Genomic DNA, 19543 nt, shown 5'->3' with positions numbered 1-19543 from the left:
GCTTCACCCAAGTCGGCTTATGAGTCGGTCGAGGATTCCCCGCTCCTGCTTCGGCGCTGGCGCCTGCTTTCCGCCGACAACGGAAACGCTGCAGGTCATTCCTGCGACGAGCGGCACGTTCTGCGGGACCTGGTCGATTCTGATCCGCACCGGAATGCGCTGCGCGAGACGAACCCAGGTGAACACCGGATCGACGTTCGGAAGGCCCTGCGTGCTGCTGGCGGCGTTCGCGGCACTGATGCCGCCGGTGATGCTCTCGATTCTTCCCTTGACCGGCGTTTGATAGCCAAGCAACGTCGCCTCGACGTCATCCCCGACATGGATGTTGGCGATCTTCGTTTCCTCGAAGTAGGCGTCGATCCAGTAGGAATGCTCGTCAATCACCGAAACGTTGGGCGTGCCGGCCCGCGCAGAGTCGCCGACCCGCATCAGGAGGTTCGTGACGTAGCCATCGACAGGCGAACGTACCTCGGTCCTCTGCAGATTGATGTCGGCTTGCGCAAGCGCGGCCTTGGCGCTCAAGAGGGCAGCATCCGCCATCTTCGCGCTGCCGTCGAATATCTGCTTCTCCTCAATCGACGTGGATAATGTCGTAAGAATCGCCCGCCGGGCGTTTTGCGCCTTCTTGACTGAAAGGTCGGCCTCACGGCTTAGGATGGTCGCTTTCGCATTCTCCAGCGCCACCTCGAAATCGAATTTCTCGATGACGTAGAGTATATCTCCTTTGCGGACGTGCTGGTTGTCGGAAGCTCGCACCTCGACGATCTGGCCGGAAATCTGCGGCGCCACGTTTGCGACCTGCACACGGACCATACCGTCGCGCGTCCATGGCGACGTCACGTAAACGAGCCAGCCATAGCGAGCAGCAACAAGCGCAGCCACGACGAGCACGCCGGTCGCAAGATATCGGAACAGGTTGACCACCGTTCGCCGTTTTGTCGCTAACGCTACGACCATCGCCCCACTCCTTTGCTGACAAAGCCTCGGCCGGCAAAATGCCGAATCCTGCGCCTCTCGCGCTCCACCACCAGGGCCGCGGACCACAGGTCGGTTACAGCCGACAACTGTGCTTCATGCAGCCCGGCCTTGCCTGCCTGCATGTGTCGAAGAACTGATCTGGCGCCGGCGTAAAGTCGCCGGCTATTCCCGGACTGAAGAGCCCGTCGCAGGGGGCCAAGCTTGGAGCGAATGGCCGGATTGTCTGAACTCTGCTCCAGATGAGCGTAGGCAGCAGCAGACGCAAGCGACAGGTCGTTGCTCGCGAGAAGGCCCTTGAGCAGATGGGATCTACGCTTGCCGGTGGCCGCGGCAACATAGTCGGAAATCCTGGAGGCCAGCGCGATGCTCAGCGCTTGCAGGCTGTATGCCCCTCCGGTCACCGACTCCGCCAATGTTTTCTCCGTCGCCCTGACGATGGCCCATTGTTTGTCGAGCTCGGATACCGGCCATACCAGGCGGGACGCCAAAAATACGACACCGAGAGCAAACCCCACGAACATGCATTGCGAAAAGAAGCTGAGCGCGTTGAACGTTTGAGGGTTAGAAGGCGCCAGCAAAACCATGAAAATGACGATCATCGTAGTTCCGATGCCGGCGATTTTCGGATTGACGCTGAACAAGCCGCCAAAAATAATCACCGGCGCGATCGCAATCGCAAGTCGGACAAAGTCCTGTGAGTCGGTGAGAAGATAGAAGTGGACGATACCGGCAGTTGGCGCGGCGAGCGCGAAGCTCAAGATGGCGGCTACCGCGAATTTCGACGGATTTGGCACTGTCGTGCCCAAAGCACACAGGTTTGCGGTGATCATCAAAGCTGAAACGGACGCCGGCCATCCTGCAACCACGAGAAAAAGTGCCCCCGCCGACACCGCAATCCCGATACGAATTGCGTTTTGCAACGCAAAGAAGAACTCCTTGCGATGTGGCAATCGCACATCCCGCGCCGGCTCGCTCCCTTCACGTAGGGATAAGAGCCCATCCTCGAGATGAGTCATCGCTTCCACGCCGCGAATGGCCTGCTGAATCTGCCCTATGGCCGCGACAGTCGCGTCGGGACGCGACAATTCGTCGTCGCGCAGCCTGGCAAGGAACCTCAGCGCCTCCGAGCGATCGCCATCGAGCGCAGCAAGGCATTGGTCCCTGATAGTCGCTGCCAAGGGATCGCCACGTTCAAGTAAGCTCACCAATCGAACCTGTTGGACAATCTCAACCAGCGCCAGCATCGCGCTCCGCGCACCACCGGCCCGATGCCGACCATCCGCCATATCGTGAGCAACGATATCGACCTCGTCCCTCAAGCCAACAATCGCGGCGAAGAGCATCCCTGCTCTGTCCGAATCGTCCTTGGCTCCGCCCAACACGTCGCGCGCGTAGTCGCGCACATCATGCCAGGTCTGGCCCATCCGACGATCCAGCTCACGCCACACGGACGGGGAACCGAAGAGATCGTTGATGAGTGTCACGCAAAGGATACCTATCGTGATCGCGGCCACGCGATCGGTCATTGTTGTGAACACCTTTTGCGGCGTATCAATATTGACTACCGTAATGATCCCGACGGTGTAGCCGGACAAAACGGCGGCATAGGCCCGAAAGCCGCGGAAGTAGCTGCCGACGAAGACACAAATGCATATCCAGAGAATGAAAGCCGCAAGCAGGCCGACACGTTCACCGGGGAAGAGACCCGCGATCACGATTGACATCGCAGCGCCGATAAACGTTGCGGCAATCCTATTGACGGCTTTCGCGAGCGCGGCCCCGCGCGTCGGTTGCGCCAGGATAGCGACGGTTACTGCGGCCGATGATGCTCCGCCAAGCTGAAGCCAGAACGCCACGTAGAGCGCGGCCACTGCCGCCAGCCATATGCGCAGCGCGTGTCCCCATATGTGAACCGGTATAACCATCTGCGCTTCTTTCGTAAACGAACCGTCGGCCGGATATTTAGACGCTGTACGCATTTGTCCTTCTTCATGAAACACTCCCGCAGAGGGCCTCCTTTGGGACGGGGGGATCCACGGAGGCCCTCCCGGCGAAGCGAGGGACTGTGCGCTTCGCCGCAACGGCGGGAGTGTTGTTCGGGTTATTTACGGGTGTGGTCCTCCAGGATCCTCAGATCCGTGACCGAGTAGGCGAGCGAATAGCGGAAGCCAGATACGACGCGGCCTGGCGCGAGTGCGTGGAGCTCTTCACCTTGCGCGTCCGGAATATTCAGTTCGCCTTCTCCGACCCATGCGTCGGCGACGGTAAGCTTGTCGGTTATCGACATCGCCAGCTCGTTGACCGCCGGCTTGTCCTGAAGTCCGGCGGCAAGCCTCGGGAAATATCGCAACAGGACCGTCGGCCGGCCAAGGAGCGACAATCCGTTTTCGACTGGCTTGCGCAGAGTGATGCAGGCCTCTGCCAAACGATGGCCGTGTGCGGAAAGGCTCGCGCCAAATCGGCCACCGGGCACAATCGGTGCCGCGGCAGGGCTTGCCGCGGCAAATGTGCGGGTTTGAAAAATGCTGCCCATTTTTTTCGGAAAGCCTTGCGTCCACCCTCGCGCCAGCGCGGCATCGTTGTCGACATAGATATAGGGGCACCACATCACAGGTGTGTCGCGATACATCGCGTCAAGCAACACAAACGCCTCGCGATACTGATAGCGGGCCGGATCGAGAAGTTCATCGTTCTGCGCGGTGAATTGCCAATCCAGGAACATCAAGACCGCATGGCCGTTCGATTTGGCGTCGAGAGAGAGACCGCTTGGCAACGTCGCGGCTGTTGCGTCGGGATCGGCCCAGAACTCAACTCCGACAACGTCGCCGGAGTAGTGCCACGGGGGCGGTGGGGTTAGTGCCGCCAGACCGAATGGCGACTTGGGAACGGTAAAACCTTTCAGCACGTCCAACTCCTGCGTCCTTCCGACGTTCAACAGAGTCTATCGAAGGCAGCCGCAGTTGATTTCACCGGCTTGCGTCGGCTTGTCTATTCTTGCGGCTAGACCACTATCGGTTCATCGCCCCTTCTTTGGTCGGCAAATCATTCGCTCGGCGCTCAAGTCTGCCAAGATCGTGCAATCGGTGAACGAACAGGAAAACGAGAACCGGAAGCCGCGACCGACCTTGATCGGCCCCAACATGTCGAGTTCTTCGCCCTGGGCTTCGGGAAAAGTCAGCTCTCCTTCCCCGATCCACAGGTTCGAGATCAGGAATTTGTCAATGCTGCACCGAACCAACTCATCCACTGCAGGAATGTCGTGCATGCCAGCGCAAAGCCGTGGAAAATATCGGCGCGCAACAATCGGACGATCAAGCAGGCCAACGAGATGATCTGCCCGCTCTCGCAGTATCACACGCGCTTCTGCCAGCAGCTGACCATGAGCAGATACGCAACCGGAAAATCTGCTCGCGTTGGCGAGTGGGGCCGAAGCCGGGCTGGCGGCGGCAAATGTGCGGGTCTGGTGCACAACGCCGAACTTCGTCGGGTACCCCTGGATCCAGCCCCTCAAGATCGCGGCATCGTTGTCGGCGTAGGCATACGGGCACCAGGCTATTCTTGAGCCCTGCCATGTTGCATCGAGGAGAACGATGAATTCGCGGCACTGATAGCGCGCGGGATCCAGATACTCGTCACCGTTGGCGGTGAACTGGCAATCGGCGAAGATCGCGACAGACCGCCCCCAACACAGTGTATCCAGCCTGACACCTCGCGGAAGAATGTCAGCCGACACATCCGGCTCATTCCAGAACTCCACGGCCAGAACGTCACCTGCGTAGTGCCATGGAGGCGGCGGTGTTAGCGCCGCTGTCCCCAGAGGTGACCGCGGGACCGTAAAGCCTTTGAGCATTTGAAGATCCTCCCCGACAGCGTGGTTGCGACGCCACCGGCATTGCCCCGGAAGAGCTTAGACGCAGCAGGGTTCCCGGCGCTTGTAAGCTTATGCGACAACTTGGAGATTCCTGCCCACGCGCAGTCCTTGCTCGTGGGATGCAACTCAATTGGCGCACGAACGTGCAAGTCGGAGCGCGCAGGGACAAGCGGCCGCCCCCCGCTCCCAGCTAGACTGGATACACCGCCGAGGCGGACTTCAGACACACTACCGCTCGACAGAGGCCGATGTCAGAACGACTATCTCGAATGATGAGCCGGCCAACCGGTCTCCAAATCGCCCTGATGCTCGTTGGGGTAGCCGTCATTTTTGCAATCGATACGTTCGCTCCGCTCGATATCGAGATAGCGGTGCTTTACGCCGTCGTGGTGATTGCATCGGCAGATTTCCTGGGCCGACGCGGTATCCTGCTTGTTTGCGCCGCCTGCGTGCTGCAAACACTTCTGAGCTACGTAATCGTTCACAGCGAAGCGTTTGAGAGCGGGCCGGTACTCCGCGCCTTGATCGGGCTCTGCGCTATAGGCATTGCGACCCTCGCCGCGCTCAGGAACCGGAAAGCGGCGGAAAGCCTGAGCGACCAGGCGGCGCTTCTCGATTTGACCCATGATGCGATCTTCGTGCGCAATGGAAACGATGTCATCACCTACTGGAACGCCGGGGCCGAGAAGCTCTATGGCTGGCCACGAAAGGAGGCGCTAGGGCAAAAATCTCACGCGCTACTGAAGACAAAGTATCTGCTGTCGGCCGGCACCATGGAGCAGCTGGACGACTCCAGCCGTTGGCAAGGAGAACTCGTTCACACCCGACGCGACGGCACTGAAGTATGGGTCGTAAGCCGTTGGGCAATGCAGCGCGACGAACGCGGGCGCCCATTCGCCACCATGGAGACCAACAGCGATATCACAGAGCAGAAGCAGGCCGAGGATGCGCTCCGTCACGCACGTAGCCAGCTCGAGCACGTGACGCGCATCAGTACCCTGGGCGAATTGACTGCGTCGATCGCGCATGAAGTCAACCAGCCGCTCGCGGCGATCGTAACCAATGGCGAAGCAAGCTTGCGATGGTTGTTGCGAGACGAACCCAACCTTGAAGAAGTGCGTAGCGCGGTCGAGCGAATGATCGGCAACGGTCGGCGCGCAAGCGATGTCATCGCCCGTCTTCGTGCCCTGGCACGGAAGAGCAATCCGTCCCACGCAGTGCTCACCTTGAATGATATCGTTGCCGACGTCATTCCGCTCGTCGAGCGCGAGATGCATAACAACGACGTGGCGCTCAAGGTGGACCTTCAGGCACCCGCGCCGCTCGTGCTCGGCGACCGCGTGCAGCTTGCACAGGTCATCATCAATCTCGTCGTCAACGCTATTCACGCGATGTCGCAGATCGAAGGTCGGAGACGCCTGCTGTCGATCACTTCCAGGACATCGTTGGAGGATTCAACTTCGCAAATGGCCGTCCTGGAGATCGAGGATACGGGAACTGGAATTGATCCGAAGGTGGCTAACAACCTCTTTGCCGCCTTTTATACGACAAAGGCTGACGGAATGGGCATGGGACTCTCGATCAGCCGCACCATCGTGGAGAGCCACGGCGGATCGATCTCGGCGACCTCCGGCGACCGCTGGGGGGCCTTGTTCAAGATTCGTCTCCCTGTCCTGCAGCAAGTTGAGGCGACGGCGGCCGCCGACCTGCTTGCTACGGACTAGACCAGCGATAGTGGCGCGGCGACATTCCGACATGCTGACGAAAGCGCCGGGCAAAATGGCTTTGATCTGCAAAGCCCGCGGTAAGCGCGATTTCCGACAGAGGCATGTCGGTGTCCGAAAGCAGTTGCTTGGTCTTCTCCACACGTTGCCGTATCAGGTAGTCGTGAGGCGTGATACCGGTGGACTGCTTGAAGGCCCGCACGAAATAGCAAACCGATAGCTTTGCCAATCCTGCCAGCAGCTCTACGCTAATCCGCTGGTCGATATTGTCTTCGATATATTCGCGAATCCGCCGCAGCACCCTTGGGGGTAGTCCGCCGCGGGCAAGGCCCGCCGTCACCATCGCGCCGGACGGAAGCAGGTGCGGTACCGGCAAATTCGCTTCCGGTTGGAGACTGACCGGCCGAAACGCCTCTGTGGAACCTTCGCTTTCCAGCTCATTCATGATCCTCAACATCAGCTGCTCCCGATTTGCTACGTCGCACTTGCCTGGCATTGAGCACGCAATGCGAGGTCTCATGCCTGATTGTGAAACTAAGGATGGCCGCTACCTCTCGTGACGCCAATCGTCGATGCGTCTCATCACCCTCACACCTTAGTGTGAGCGTAGGTCATGCCCTCCGCGCCAGCGGTTGACCGCTGTTGGAAAACGACCTGCCATCACCGACCATACCTTCGTGTGATGACATTGGCGGCTTTTGCCGTGCTATGGAGGCTTACTCTCATTACTGGGTGGAACGTTGCATGCCCGACCCGCCAGACGAGTCTCCCGTTGTGCACATCGTCGATGACGATCCGGATCTCGGCGATGGGCTGAGCAGCGTGCTGCGCTCCGTGGGATTGAACGCGAGAGCATACCGTTCAACCGTGGACTTTCTGAGGGCTGACGACCTGGACGCTCCGGGATGCATCGTGCTCGACATCCGCCTGCCTGGGACCAACGGCCTGGACTTTCAGGCGGAGTTGGTCAGGCTCGGGGTACCCTTGCCCGTGATCCTGATGACGGGACACGGCGACATACCGATGTCGGTGCGTGCCATGAAGGCCGGCGCGGTCGACTTCCTGCCAAAGCCGTTCCGCGACCAGGACATGATCGACGCGGTGACGGCGGCGATTAACCGCGACCGACTGCAACGCGCCAGTGAGCAGCAAGCGGTCGCCATCGTCGATCGTTACGTCACGCTGTCCCCGCGCGAGCGCGAAGTGATGGCGTTGGTGACCGCGGGCAAGATGAACAAGCAGATCGCGGGTGAACTTGGCTTGAGTGAGGTAACGGTCAAAATTCATCGCGGCGCAGCGATGCGAAAGATGGGAGCCCGTTCGTTGGCTGAACTGGTCCGCATGGCGGATACATTGAAGAACCGGACACGTTGAGAGAGCTCATCCATGCACATTCGTCACGACAATGAAACATTTCGGCGGCCGCCAGCACACTGGGAGACCTGCGGATGACGGCTGGCCACCTGATTTCGATCGTCGATGACGACACTGCCATGCGCGAAGCGCTGGTCGGGCTTGTTCGCTCGCTGGGCTACGAAGTGCGCGACTTTGCATCGGCCGAGGATTTTCTCGCATCGAGCGATCTTGGAAAATTTGCCTGCGCCATCACCGACATCCAAATGCCCGGAATGAACGGTTTCGAATTGAAACGTGAGCTCGGCATTCGCCATTCTTCGCTGCCGGTGATCATGATCACCGCCCGCACCGAACCCGGCACCGAGGAGAAAGCGATGTCCAGCGGGGCGACCTGCTTTCTCCGCAAGCCCTTCGAGGCACAAACTTTGGTGAACTGCCTGCAGCAAGTCCTCATAGGCGTTTGACGCCCTGGATTGCAGTTTGCAACGGCGGCCACCAACCTGGACGGCCTCAAGACAATCGCGAACGATTGAGGCAGTTTTGAACAATAGTTCACACTCTTCTTCCCGATATACCCGTGGCAACGCCCATAACGTCTCGGAGACATGATGATGATGATGAAGAATCCCTCGCTCTGTATGACCGCCGCCGCAGTCTCGCTTGTTGCTTTGACCTGCGGCGCGCAGGCTCGCTCGGCCTACGACGGTCCCTGGGAGCTTCAGTTTGTGACGCAGAGAGGCACGTGCGACCCGACCTATAGCTTCTCTGTTAACATCGCTGATGGGATCGTCACCCATCCAAATCTGGTGAGGTTCAAAGGCTATGTGGCGCGTTCGGGTGCCGTTCGTGCTTCGGTAACCGTTCACGACAAGTACGCGTCCGGCTCGGGCCGGCTCTCGAGCAACTCCGGCGGCGGCAGATGGAGCGGCTATTCGGGAAATGCGCGTTGTTCAGGGTATTGGACCGCTCAGCGGAACTAGCGTCTTCCCGCCGATGATCCACGACCTGACCCGCCACGAGTTGGAGATCGACGAAATGACTGCACTTGCCGCACTTGAGACTTCAGCCGGCTTCTCCGACGATGCTGTTCAGGCGCTTTCCGAGTCCTTCACGCGGCTCTTGGCGGACATGTTCGCTCTTTTCGTCAAGACGAAGAACTTTCATTGGCACATTTCGGGGCCGCATTTCCGCGATTATCATTTGCTGCTTGACGACCAGAGCGAGCAGATTTTCGCGACGACGGACGCGATCGCCGAGCGCGTGAGAAAGATGGGCGGCACCACGATCAGATCGATCGGTCATATTGCAAGATGCCAGCGTTTGAGCGACAACGATGAGGCCGACGTTCGACCCGCCGACATGCTGGAAGAACTGCGCAAGGACAACGCGTTTCTCGTGGGAAACATGCGCAAGGCACACGCGCTCTGCGATGAAAAGGGCGATCTCGCCGGCGCGAGCCTTCTCGAGAATTGGATCGACGAAGGCGAACGGAGGGTCTGGTTTTTGTTCGAGACGACCAGGCGCGGTGGCTGAAACCCATCGTGCCGCAGTTGCCGCGCCTGCCTACCGACGCACTGAATCAATTGCTGGCATCCAAGATGGGGCGCCTAGATGGCTACGTTCCATAACCGCTCATTACGCGAATCTAAACATCGTCCCATCGACATTGAATTCCCCCGGAATCAAGTATATCTGCTCCATAGCAGCTGCCGCTTTAAGCTCGTTCACCAGCTACCATCGGCACGGATTGGGCCGTCCAGCATGTCAGAATACGAAGTGCTCGGCGAAAAGGAATGGAAGAAGCGACGAACAATCGCTGACGCGATCGATGTTCTGCAAAAAAGCGTCGGCTTCAATGGGGACGACCGCGGTGAAATTCAACTTGGCCGGATGCGGCTACCCTCGGGCGACGTCGTTAGCCTTACGTGGGTTTCGTTTGAAAGCGCGGCCCATCGAAAGACCTTCATCGTCAAACTGCCAACTGCTACCAAATTCAAGGCTACTTTACAGGCTGAATTGTTAATCGACGATATCGGCCGGCTAGAGGGTGCAACTCTAGACGAGAAAGGAAACGTCGAGTTGCAAGACGGCACATTGATGCGCGCCGTCGAGATCACACCGGCGCTGCTTCCTTACGGGGTCAGCGCCCTTGATCTCACAATCGTTGCTCTCACGATATCGCAAATGGATGCTTTGGATAAATGCTCGTACTCAACCGGAGAGGTGTTTTTCGGCCATCCGGAGGACGATCCTTACGTCGGCTTTATCGATTGCAGCAAGCTTGCCGGCCTCGATGTCCCCCAATTGAAAGTCATCAAAGCCCATATTGCCGACCGCGCTCCCGAATTCGCAACTGTTTCGGAACAAAAGATCGCAGACACGCTGAGAAAATTTGGAATGCGAATTCCTGCTAAAAGGTCTCGTCGAACCTGAGCATCCAATGCTGCCACATTTCAAGTTGGCTCGCCACAATCGGAGTTGGATCAAGTTTGCTGTCAACCCGGCAAAAATGATGAATATACGGAGCTTCTTTCGTTATTCGAATGGAGCTCGCTATGACTCTCGATCGCATTACTATGATGAACGTCCGCAATTTGCGGCCGAATAAGCGTAACGCTCGAACCCACTCCAAGAAGCAAATTCACCAGATCGCGAACAGCATACTGAGATTTAATTGGACGTATCCGATTTTAGTTGACGATAACGGCCAAATCATTTGCGGTCACGGCCGCTGGCAAGCGGCGATCCAGCTAGGCCTCAATAAAGTCCCGGTCATCGTGATGTCCGACCTAAGCGATGCAGCGAAGCGCGCTCTCGCCTTGGCAGACAATAAGATCGCTGCCAATTCTGGTTGGGATCGTGCCGTTCTGGCTGCCGAACTCGGCGAATTAGCGACGCTACTCCCCGAGTGTAGTCTCGACCTTGAGATTACCGGCTTTGAACCAGCTGAGATCGACGCCCTCTTGGGTGACCTCGTTGATCGCGAGCGAGACGATGCTGATGATATCCCTCACATCGAGCAGATCCCAGTTAGCCGAAAAGATGACTATTGGGCGCTCGGCGAGAACCGATTGCTTTGTGGCGACGCAACTAACGTCGCCCAACTGGGTGCGCTGATGGGGCGCAACCGCGCCGCCATGGTCTTCGCCGATCCGCCGTACAATGTTCGCATTGCTTCTGTGCAAGGTCGCGGGAAGATCAAGCATCGTGAATTTGCGTCTGCGTCCGGCGAAATGTCACGAGACGAATTCACTAGTTTCCTTACGAGAACTTTCTCTCTAGCCGCGCAATATTCCCGCGAGGGCTCGATTCATTACGTCTGCATGGATTGGCGCCATCTTGGCGAAGCAATGGCAGCGGGCAACGAGGTGTATACTGAGTTTAAGAATCTCGTTGTTTGGGCCAAGACCAATGCAGGTCAGGGCAGTTTCTATCGATCGCAGCATGAACTCATCCTCGTATTTAAGAACGGCGAAGGTCCGCACCAAAACAACATCGAACTAGGCCGGCATGGCCGAAACCGTTCAAACGTCTGGACCTATGCCGGCGTAAATACCTTCCGCACCGGCCACCTCGACGATCTATCAGTTCATCCGACTGTAAAGCCGGTTTCGCTCGTCGCAGACGCGATGCGTGACTGCTCAAGTCGCGGCGACATCATTCTCGATCCCTTTATCGGATCTGGAACAACGATCCTTGCCGCCGAACGGGTCGGTCGCCGCGCTTACGGCGTCGAGATCGATCCGCTCTACGTCGATGCCGCCATCCGGCGCTGGCAGAATTTTACCAGGCGAGATGCAGTTCTGAAGGCGACCGGCCAGACCTTCCACGAGGTGGCCGCTACCCGCCCCTCCGCGAAACGTGTGAGGGCGAAATGATCAAAGCGAGGAAACGAACCCCGCCGGCTAAGAAGCGTGCTGGGGAGCGGGACGACGTCGGATACGGAAAACCACCTCGCGAGCATCAGTTCAAGCCAGGGAAAAGCGGCAATCCGAAAGGACGACCCAAGGGCGCCAAGAATCCGGAAACGATCCTGTTGGAACTGCTTCAACAGCAGGTCGGCCTGAACGAGCGCGGCAAAGCGCGAAGAATTACCATTCTGGAAGCCATATTCCGTCGCATCATCGAAGATGGACTGAAGGGCAATACCAAGAGCGCCGCTTTCATCCTCAACCGCTATCAGGCGGCGACGTCCGGGGGAACTATGGAGTCAGGGCTCAGCGAAGACGATGAGGCCGTATTGGAGGCGTACCTGCAAAAGTATCGTTCAAACAATGAGGGCTAGTCATGACCAACGATTCGCGAGACGCTCAACGGGCTATCGATACGATTCTGCGCAGTAATTTCGAAAGCTTTCTGCACAGGTGCGTTCTGTACCTCAACCCGGGCGCGCCGTTTCTGCCGAACTGGCACATTCAGGCCATTGCCTATCAACTCGACCGCATTCGCCGTGGCGAAATCACCCGGCTCATTATCAATATGCCGCCCCGACATCTCAAGTCGCTCACGATCTCGGTGGCATTCACGGCATTCATGTTAGGACAAATGCCCTGGCGTCGTATTTTCGCAATCAGTTATGGTGACGACCTGTCGGCCAAGCATGCCAGCGACTTCCGCTCGGTCGTGCACTCTCCTTGGTATAAACGGGCTTTTCCGAACATGCGAATAACGCGCAGCACGGAAGGAGAACTGATCACCACCAAACGCGGTTTCCGAAAATCGACGTCTGTGTCGGGTCCACTTACCGGCCTCGGTGGCGATCTCTTTATCATTGACGATCCACAAAAGCCGGCAGACGCGCAATCGGAGGTCCGCCGCAATACCCTCAATCAATGGGTGTCCAATACTTTGATGTCACGCTTGGATAATAAGGCAACAGGCGCCGTCATCGTGGTCATGCAGCGCGTTCACCTGGACGATCTTTCGGGGTTCCTATCGAGCTCCTCTGATGACTGGGAGATCTTGAGTCTACCCGCGATCGCTGAAGTGGACGAAAACATCCCCGTTGGCATTAATCAATTCTATCACCGTAAGATGGGCGAAGCGCTGCATGAGGCTCACGAATCGCTGGCCACGTTGCGCAAACAGCAGCAGACGCTTGGGCCGGACGTGTTCGCCGCCCAATATCAGCAGTCTCCCGTTCCAGCCGGCGGTGCCATGGTCAAGCGAAACTGGCTGCGCTCTTACGACGTGGCTCCCGAGCTCACGAGCGGCACGGTGATCCAGAGCTGGGATACCGCCGCCAAAGACGGGGCTCAAAACGATTGGTCAGTTTGCACGACTTGGCTCGTGGTCGACAAGTATTTCTATCTGCTCGATCTGACCCGCGGCCGCTATGAATACCCGCAGTTGCGAGCCACGGCATTAGAGCTCGCCGAGCGCTACAAGCCGAGCAGAATTCTGATCGAGGACGCTTCCACCGGTATCGCCCTCGCCCAGGAACTCAATCAAAGCCGGCATTACTATGTAGACCTCATTCCAGTGGACCGGGACAAGATCGGCCGGCTCTACGTTCAAACAGGCAAATTTGCGGAAGGTCTCGTCCTATTTCCGAGAGAGGCGTCATTTCTAGCTGAGCTGGAAGCGGAGTTACTGACGTTTCCGCAAGGCAGAAACGACGACCAAGTCGATAGCATCACACAGGCGCTCGCGTATGATCCGCTCAGTTACGACACCAGCATGCGTTGGGTCGGGGGTCCTTAAAAGTAAGCGGCTTAAAGAAAGCCGCACCACGATTCGGCAGTGAGTGTGACCTTCGCACGCCCAGCACATTCATGATCTAAACAGCGAGAAATGAGCCACAAGATTGCTCCGAATTCGTTGGACTTCAGGCGCAACAGGAGCGTCAGTAAACTCGCCGCGGCCTCAGGCGAACCGTGGCATCGCCGACTATTGAGGGCTGCGGTGGTTAATGTTGCACCTGAGCGCAATGCCCACGATCTGAACGCCTTCGAAGTAGCCTGCGTCAGGTATAGTGCGCGGCTTCCTCTCCTCGCGCCCCGCATGATCGCGGGGCTTGTGTCGGTGGCAGCATGTGAGCTGTCGAAAGATGGAGAGCCAGATGGCCACCAAGCAATCCAAAGTGAAATCATCCAAGAGCACCGCCAAGGGAGCACGGGTGAAACGGCATAGGCGGAGCGCCGACAAGGGCGCAGCTGGACACTCTGTTGCTCCGTCCAAAGGCAAAACCAAAAGTGGCTCATCGAAACAGGAGACGGTAATCGGCCTACTTCGGCAGCCAAAGGGCACAACGATCGCCGCGATTATGAAAGCAACCGACTGGCAGCAGCACTCCGTGCGAGGCTTCTTTGCCGGTGTGGTCAAGAAGAAAATGAAGCTCCACCTCGCCTCGGAGAAGGTCAACGGAACCCGCATATTCCGGATCACCAAAGCGGGTGCATCGTCGTGAAACCCAAGAATAGTTCAATTGAGGCCGATCCGGCGGTTGAATCAGAGCTGGGTCGGCTGCCGACAATGCCGATCGCTGACCTGCGGAAACGCTATCGCGACCTATTCCGGACCGAACCGCCAAAGGCTTTCGGTCCAGACCTCCTGCGCCGGAGCATTGCGCACATCATCCAGGAGAAGGCCTACGGCGGCCTTCCCCTGACAACAAGGCGACTGCTCGACAAACTGGTGACGGCCACCTCAGTGAAGCCCAATGGCCGGCTGGATTTGCCGCGGAGGATCAAGCCGGGCTCAGAATTGGTGCGGACTTGGAATCGGCGGACCTACCGTGTGATGGTAGTGGCCAATGGCTTTACCTACGGCGGCAAAACCTTTGCCGGCCTTTCCGAGATCGCCACTGCCATCACCGGAACCCGATGGAACGGACCCCGGTTCTTCGGGCTGCGCTCGACGCGTCTGGAGGCTCCCGATGGGAAATGACCCGAAATTCCTGCGCTGCGCCATCTACACCCGCAAATCCACCGAGCATGGCCTTGAGCAGGAATTCAACTCGCTAGATGCCCAGCGCGAGGCCTGTGAGGCCTACATCACTAGCCAAGCGTTTCAGGGCTGGAAGACCCTGCCCCAGCTGTATAATGACCCTGCCTTCTCCGGCGGCAACCTCGACCGCCCTGCTCTGAAGAAGCTTCTCGCCGACATCGAAGCCGGCAAGGTCGATGTGATTGTAGTCTACAAGATTGATCGGCTCACCCGCTCCCTCGCCGACTTTGCCAAGTTGGTCGAGGCCTTCGATGCTAAATCGGTCTCGTTCGTGGCTGTCACCCAGCAATTCAACACGACCACGTCTATGGGCAGGTTGACATTAAACGTGCTGCTATCCTTCGCCCAATTCGAGCGGGAGCTCTCAGCCGAACGCGTCCGGGACAAGGTGGCCGCCAGCCGGCGCAAGGGAAAATGGACGGGCGGCACGGTGCCGCTCGGATACGGCACTAAAGATAAAAAGCTCGTCATCGACAAATCAGAAGCCGAAACCGTCCGTACGATCTTCAAGCTCTATTTGGCACTAGGATCGTTTAGCAGGCTCGTTGCTGAACTCGATCGGCGGAAGATCGTCACCAAGCGACGTAACGTGAAGGTGGCAAAATATCGCGGTGGCATACCCTTCACCTACGGACCCCTTGCCCACTTTCTCAAGAACAGGATCTACATTGGGGAAACACATTATGGCGGCAAATGGTTCAAGGGCGAGCACAATCCGATTCTGGACCGGCCGACTTTCGAGCGCGTGCAGGAATTGCTCAAATCCAACACCGTGAGGCGCAAGGTCACATGTTCTGAAAGCGGTGCGCTGCTCCAGGGCAAGCTCTTCGACGACAAGGGTAACCGCATGGGACCGAGCTTTTCGAGCAAGAACGGTGTCCGCTACCGCTTCTATGTCAGTACGGCGTTGCGAGGGCGACGCCATCAGGCCGGCTCGGTCACGCGAATTTCGGCGCCAGAGATCGAGGGGCTGATCGAGACCGCGCTTAGTGAAAATCTTCAGTTGCCAAGAGACAAGCTGCTTGAGCAGGCCGAAACAATCACTGTGTCTAATAGTCGGATCCGGTTGGTACTCAATCCATCAAAAGGAAAACGACGCTCGATCGATATTCCCTGGAATCCAAAGCCGAAGGGCTCCACGGAAGTTAATACCCCGCCGGCTGCCAAGATCGACGAAAAGCTTGTGAAATCGATTATCCGGGCTCATGCATGGCTCGAAGACCTATCAAGCGGGCGCCAGGCATCCATCGAAGCGCTCGCTGCAGCAACAGATCTCCATCCTAAGGTAATCCGGCAAGGACTGCGGCTCGCGTTTCTGTCACCTGACCTGACACGGGCAGCCTTGGACGGCGAAGCGACGACTGAACTGAAGCAGATCCCAAAATGCCTGCCCCTATCATGGCGAGAGCAGCATCAATCGATCGGCTGAGATTCGGCCATCGGATGTTATGGAACATCGATACCAACTGATAATCCTTGTATAATTTGTTTATCTGCCTACCAACCGATTCCACATTGCTGGAAACCTAGTCAGCCCACCACCCGTAGTTTGTTACTCCCGAATCTGCGGGTTAGGGCGCTCTTGGTGGGTGACTGCCAACCATTTTTTCAGCAACTCCTTGAATTCACTTTGTATGTATCAACGGTTACTTCACGCACGCGAGTCGACGCAGAAGGTCACGCTTAGCAGAGATGGCAGTCTAACCTCGAGCGAAAGCTTATTCGAGTATATCGGCAGCCATAGGCCCCTTCTCGAACGCTTTACCTTCGTCCTCAAGCGCTCTACGCCGCCTATCCGCAACGCTAATAAATGTGGCAAGGCTATCAAGGTCCGCTTTGATTGTGTCCCACTTCGGTAGATCAACCGGCACCCCTATGGATTGATCGTGCCCGGAGAATTTCGAACAGCGCGTCATGCCAGCGTACACGGATTCGTAGTCGGCCTTTTCGATCCGGGCAGCCCTCAACTTCATGGTCGAAACGTTCGGCCTGAACCTGCCCACGACGCCGGCAAAAAGGATTTCCTCGATCGAATGCTCCCAAGTCTCGCGCATCTTCGTATAGAGCTCGATAACAAATGAACGCTGGGTCTCGTCCGATTCCGAATAGGTCGCTTTCTTTTTTTGCAGGAGTTCCGTGATTAGCGACAGGCGCTTTGAGACCCCCATAGAAATCCAGGGTCGTTGATTGTCATCAATGATGCCGAAGCGGCCATCGCCGTGCTTCGCAATCCACTCTTCCCTAACGCGCACCTTCATCTCCTGCGCGGCCTCCACGACCGCATGGTGGAAGAAAAGATTGTGCGTGAAGATAATGACCTGCCGTCCAGCGGCCGCTTCCTTCACCAGGCGCTTTGCCACCGCGTCGGTCCGCCCGTGGTCAAGTGATGAAACAGGGTCGTCGACCACGATTCCATGCTTGGCCCCCACTTCCTTCAGTTCCGCCAGGAAGCCCGCCAAGGCAAGCGCTCTCTTTTCACCCTCGCTCAGGATATCGCTGTTTTTTCCGATCTTCTGTTGCGCTTCGAGGCCGATGTGGACCTTGCTCTTGCCAACCTCGCCGCGGTCGGCAAGCTTCAGAGGAAGATGCTGAAGGTCGAACGCAACGATTTCATCGTGAAGGCTCGATTGAAGCGAATCCGTTAGAACCTTCCTTCTCAAACGGGTGATATGGGACGTGATCGTGGCCACAGAGCAAGCCGCTATGCAGGCCTTTGTCTTAACGAGAACCTCCAGCGAGTTTCGCCGCGCTACAAACGTCTCGATATCGGTCGACAATTTCTTCCGCGCCTCGAGATTATCAAGCTTCTGTTGACGCTCGGCGCGTTTGGCGGCTTCGCCGGCGGCTGGCTTCAGGCCTTCGATTTCCTTGGCGAGCGTCGCGCTTTCCGCGACCAGCTCATCAATAACTGACCGGTCAAGATCGGCGAGTCCATCCAGTCCCGTGTAGTCGACAGCCTTGATGGCCTTTGAAAGCAGGTCGTGACGCTCCTGGGCTGTGGCATAAAACTGCTCCAGCCGATCGGCCTGCCCCTGGCGGTGAGCCGAGCGTTCGACGAAGTTGACCAGCCTGTTCTTGATTTCGGGTCCATTCGTAAACTTGACGTCGAGCACCGCGCGGGCGATGTCCGCGAAGAGCTTCTTTGCCTGCTCAGCGTCGGCGTTCGCCCGGCCTTCAACGTATTTATCAAACGCCGCCAGCCGCAAACGCGCCTCCCCATCAAGGGGTTGATGGCAGAGCACACAGATATCGGCGGCGACCAATTGGGGTTTAGAAAGGGTCGGATACGCTTCGGCAGCGAAGTCGCGGGCATACGTCAACATCTGACGCCAAGTCTCATTGCCCAGTTGAGGAACCGCAGAAGCCTCGGAAAATGCGGCTGCAGCTGCCTTAGCCGCATCGCGCATCGTTGCTGCCTTCGCTTGAGCGTCCTTCAACCTGCCAACGCCAGCGTTGCCGATTGTATCGAATATCGTATTGGCCTCCACGACAAGTGTCTCGACCGTCCCCTTAGTCGCCTGTTTCACTTTCGACAGGAGCGCTGGGTCCTGACTTAGCTCCAGCTTAATCGCCTGCAGCTCGGCGTCGTCCTTGTCGGTCCATGCCGCCAGTGATCTCATCGCGGCTTCAGCGGGAAGATGCTCGTCTGCCCTCAGATTAGCAAGCATCGCCGACACTTTGGTATTCTTCTCATAGCCAAGCGGAAGAGGCGTTTTGTGCGCCTTGTTCAACTGCGCTTCTTCGGCTCTGAAGCGGCTATCGAGGATGCGTAGCGCTTCAGCCAGATTGGTCAGCAGGGCAAGCTCGAAGGGCAGGAATTCAATATTGCGCTCGGCATCGACATATAATCCGGCGACGTCGCTATCGAAAACGGAAATGCGTCCTAACTCTGACGGCGGATCGGTCCGGTCATCCCAGATAACAGTCCGCGTCTTGTCGCCGTCGACACGAAAGGTCAGCGTGATCTCGCGCGGATCGGTCGATGCCGGCTCGAACACATTGCCCCGCAAGGTAACATCATGGAGGCAGTGGCAGACTTTCTTGGCAATGCGGCAATAGCCACTTTTCCCTGACCCATTCGGGCCATAGATGAGGGTCACGCCATTAATGGCGAATTTGAGCGGGGGTTGCTGCGCAGCCAGGCGATCAATGTTGCGCAATGGACCGATCGAACCGAGCACCGTGATCGGCGCGAATTTGTTGCCAGCCTTGAGGTGGGCTTTGGAGAGAGCGGGCCACGCGGCTGCCTTTCCGACAGCAAAGCCGGCTTCGGCTCTGACGGCCACCTCCAGTTGCCTAAGCTCACTCTCATCAAGTTTCGCTTTTGTGGCCAGAAGCCTCACGGCCTCCTGTTGCCATTTTGAGCGTGCGGCGCACCATTCGAACAAACTGCTGTCGTCAACCATAAGTGGTGTCCAAGAAATAAATTGTACAAAGCGGGCTATAAAATCATTGATTGCATCAATGAAGGTTGCACGACATGAGTTGTCAAGGTGCCTTCCTGTTCCTGCGACCAAAGTCGTGACGAAAACCTCAAGGGCCTTCGTGGGGATTTAAAGATTCGCGAGAATTCGACAGTGATACTTACCTCACCGGCTACACCACGCGTCTGGAGGGCACCCTGTAGGTACCACACGATTTCCAGAAAAAATCCACCTGCGGAAGC

General features: G+C 57.6%; 18 protein-coding genes. 12 read left to right on the top strand and 6 right to left on the bottom strand.

Annotated features, from left to right (window positions below; genetic code table 11):
* Positions 1-3: 3 nt before the first annotated feature.
* The 4 genes from JQ575_RS25650 to JQ575_RS25635 form a co-directional block, all read right to left on the bottom strand.
* Positions 4-957 (bottom strand): HlyD family secretion protein, encoded by a 954-nt coding sequence (locus tag JQ575_RS25650; protein WP_212035919.1) that lies wholly within the window; start codon positions 955-957, stop codon positions 4-6.
* Entirely contained in the window at positions 948-2957 is a 2010-nt protein-coding gene (locus JQ575_RS25645; RefSeq protein ID WP_212035918.1) for an FUSC family protein, read from the bottom strand. Before JQ575_RS25645 ends, JQ575_RS25650 begins: the two co-directional genes overlap by 10 nt.
* Positions 2958-3079: 122 nt before the next feature.
* Positions 3080-3883, bottom strand: a complete 804-nt coding sequence (locus tag JQ575_RS25640) for an acetoacetate decarboxylase family protein (RefSeq protein ID WP_212035917.1) — start codon at positions 3881-3883, stop codon at positions 3080-3082.
* Positions 3884-3994: 111 nt separating this feature from the next.
* Positions 3995-4828, bottom strand: coding sequence for an acetoacetate decarboxylase family protein (locus JQ575_RS25635; RefSeq protein WP_212035916.1), 834 nt, complete (start codon positions 4826-4828; stop codon positions 3995-3997).
* 269 nt (positions 4829-5097) lie between these two features.
* Here JQ575_RS25635 and JQ575_RS25630 point away from each other — a divergent pair, with 269 nt between their 5' ends.
* Complete coding sequence (locus JQ575_RS25630; RefSeq protein ID WP_212035915.1) at positions 5098-6573, top strand: sensor histidine kinase; 1476 nt, start codon at positions 5098-5100, stop codon at positions 6571-6573.
* Here JQ575_RS25630 and JQ575_RS25625 read toward each other — a convergent pair.
* Entirely contained in the window at positions 6563-7030 is a 468-nt protein-coding gene (locus JQ575_RS25625) for a helix-turn-helix domain-containing protein (protein ID WP_212035914.1), read from the bottom strand. The two genes, JQ575_RS25630 and JQ575_RS25625, sit on opposite strands and share 11 nt — an antisense overlap.
* Before the next feature lie 287 nt (positions 7031-7317).
* Between JQ575_RS25625 and JQ575_RS25620 the strand changes: the two genes are divergently transcribed.
* From JQ575_RS25620 to JQ575_RS25570, 11 genes are all read left to right on the top strand, one after another.
* The gene (locus tag JQ575_RS25620; protein WP_212035986.1) at positions 7318-7947 is read left to right on the top strand and encodes a response regulator transcription factor; all 630 of its coding nucleotides are present in this window, start codon (positions 7318-7320) and stop codon (positions 7945-7947) included.
* 74 nt (positions 7948-8021) lie between these two features.
* Positions 8022-8393 (top strand): response regulator transcription factor, encoded by a 372-nt coding sequence (locus JQ575_RS25615; protein WP_212035913.1) that lies wholly within the window; start codon positions 8022-8024, stop codon positions 8391-8393.
* Between the two features lie 144 nt (positions 8394-8537).
* Complete coding sequence (locus JQ575_RS25610) at positions 8538-8909, top strand: hypothetical protein (protein ID WP_249166894.1); 372 nt, start codon at positions 8538-8540, stop codon at positions 8907-8909.
* A gap of 55 nt (positions 8910-8964) precedes the next feature.
* Complete coding sequence (locus JQ575_RS25605) at positions 8965-9462, top strand: Dps family protein (RefSeq protein ID WP_212035912.1); 498 nt, start codon at positions 8965-8967, stop codon at positions 9460-9462.
* A gap of 228 nt (positions 9463-9690) precedes the next feature.
* On the top strand, positions 9691-10362 hold the full coding sequence (locus JQ575_RS25600; protein ID WP_212035911.1) for a hypothetical protein: 672 nt from the start codon (positions 9691-9693) through the stop codon (positions 10360-10362).
* Between the two features lie 122 nt (positions 10363-10484).
* Positions 10485-11807: a DNA methyltransferase gene (locus tag JQ575_RS25595; protein ID WP_212035910.1), complete on the top strand. Its 1323-nt coding sequence runs from the start codon at positions 10485-10487 to the stop codon at positions 11805-11807.
* On the top strand, positions 11804-12214 hold the full coding sequence (locus JQ575_RS25590) for a DUF5681 domain-containing protein (RefSeq protein ID WP_212035909.1): 411 nt from the start codon (positions 11804-11806) through the stop codon (positions 12212-12214). The genes JQ575_RS25595 and JQ575_RS25590 overlap by 4 nt, the downstream gene beginning before the upstream one ends.
* 2 nt (positions 12215-12216) lie before the next feature.
* Positions 12217-13632 (top strand): phage terminase large subunit, encoded by a 1416-nt coding sequence (gene terL, locus JQ575_RS25585; protein WP_212035908.1) that lies wholly within the window; start codon positions 12217-12219, stop codon positions 13630-13632.
* 358 nt (positions 13633-13990) lie between these two features.
* Entirely contained in the window at positions 13991-14338 is a 348-nt protein-coding gene (locus JQ575_RS25580; RefSeq protein ID WP_212035907.1) for a DUF3489 domain-containing protein, read from the top strand.
* Positions 14335-14817 (top strand): DUF2924 domain-containing protein, encoded by a 483-nt coding sequence (locus JQ575_RS25575; RefSeq protein WP_312016024.1) that lies wholly within the window; start codon positions 14335-14337, stop codon positions 14815-14817. Before JQ575_RS25580 ends, JQ575_RS25575 begins: the two co-directional genes overlap by 4 nt.
* Entirely contained in the window at positions 14807-16306 is a 1500-nt protein-coding gene (locus JQ575_RS25570) for a recombinase family protein (protein ID WP_212035905.1), read from the top strand. Before JQ575_RS25575 ends, JQ575_RS25570 begins: the two co-directional genes overlap by 11 nt.
* 289 nt (positions 16307-16595) lie before the next feature.
* On the opposite strand, the gene JQ575_RS25565 is transcribed toward JQ575_RS25570, so the two are convergent.
* Positions 16596-19283: an AAA family ATPase gene (locus JQ575_RS25565; protein ID WP_212035904.1), complete on the bottom strand. Its 2688-nt coding sequence runs from the start codon at positions 19281-19283 to the stop codon at positions 16596-16598.
* Between the last annotated feature and the right edge of the window lie 260 nt (positions 19284-19543).

This window comes from Bradyrhizobium sp. JYMT SZCCT0428 (genome assembly GCF_018131075.1).
Lineage (GTDB): Bacteria > Pseudomonadota > Alphaproteobacteria > Rhizobiales > Xanthobacteraceae > Bradyrhizobium.
This window is presented reverse-complemented; position numbering and strand designations above follow the sequence as displayed.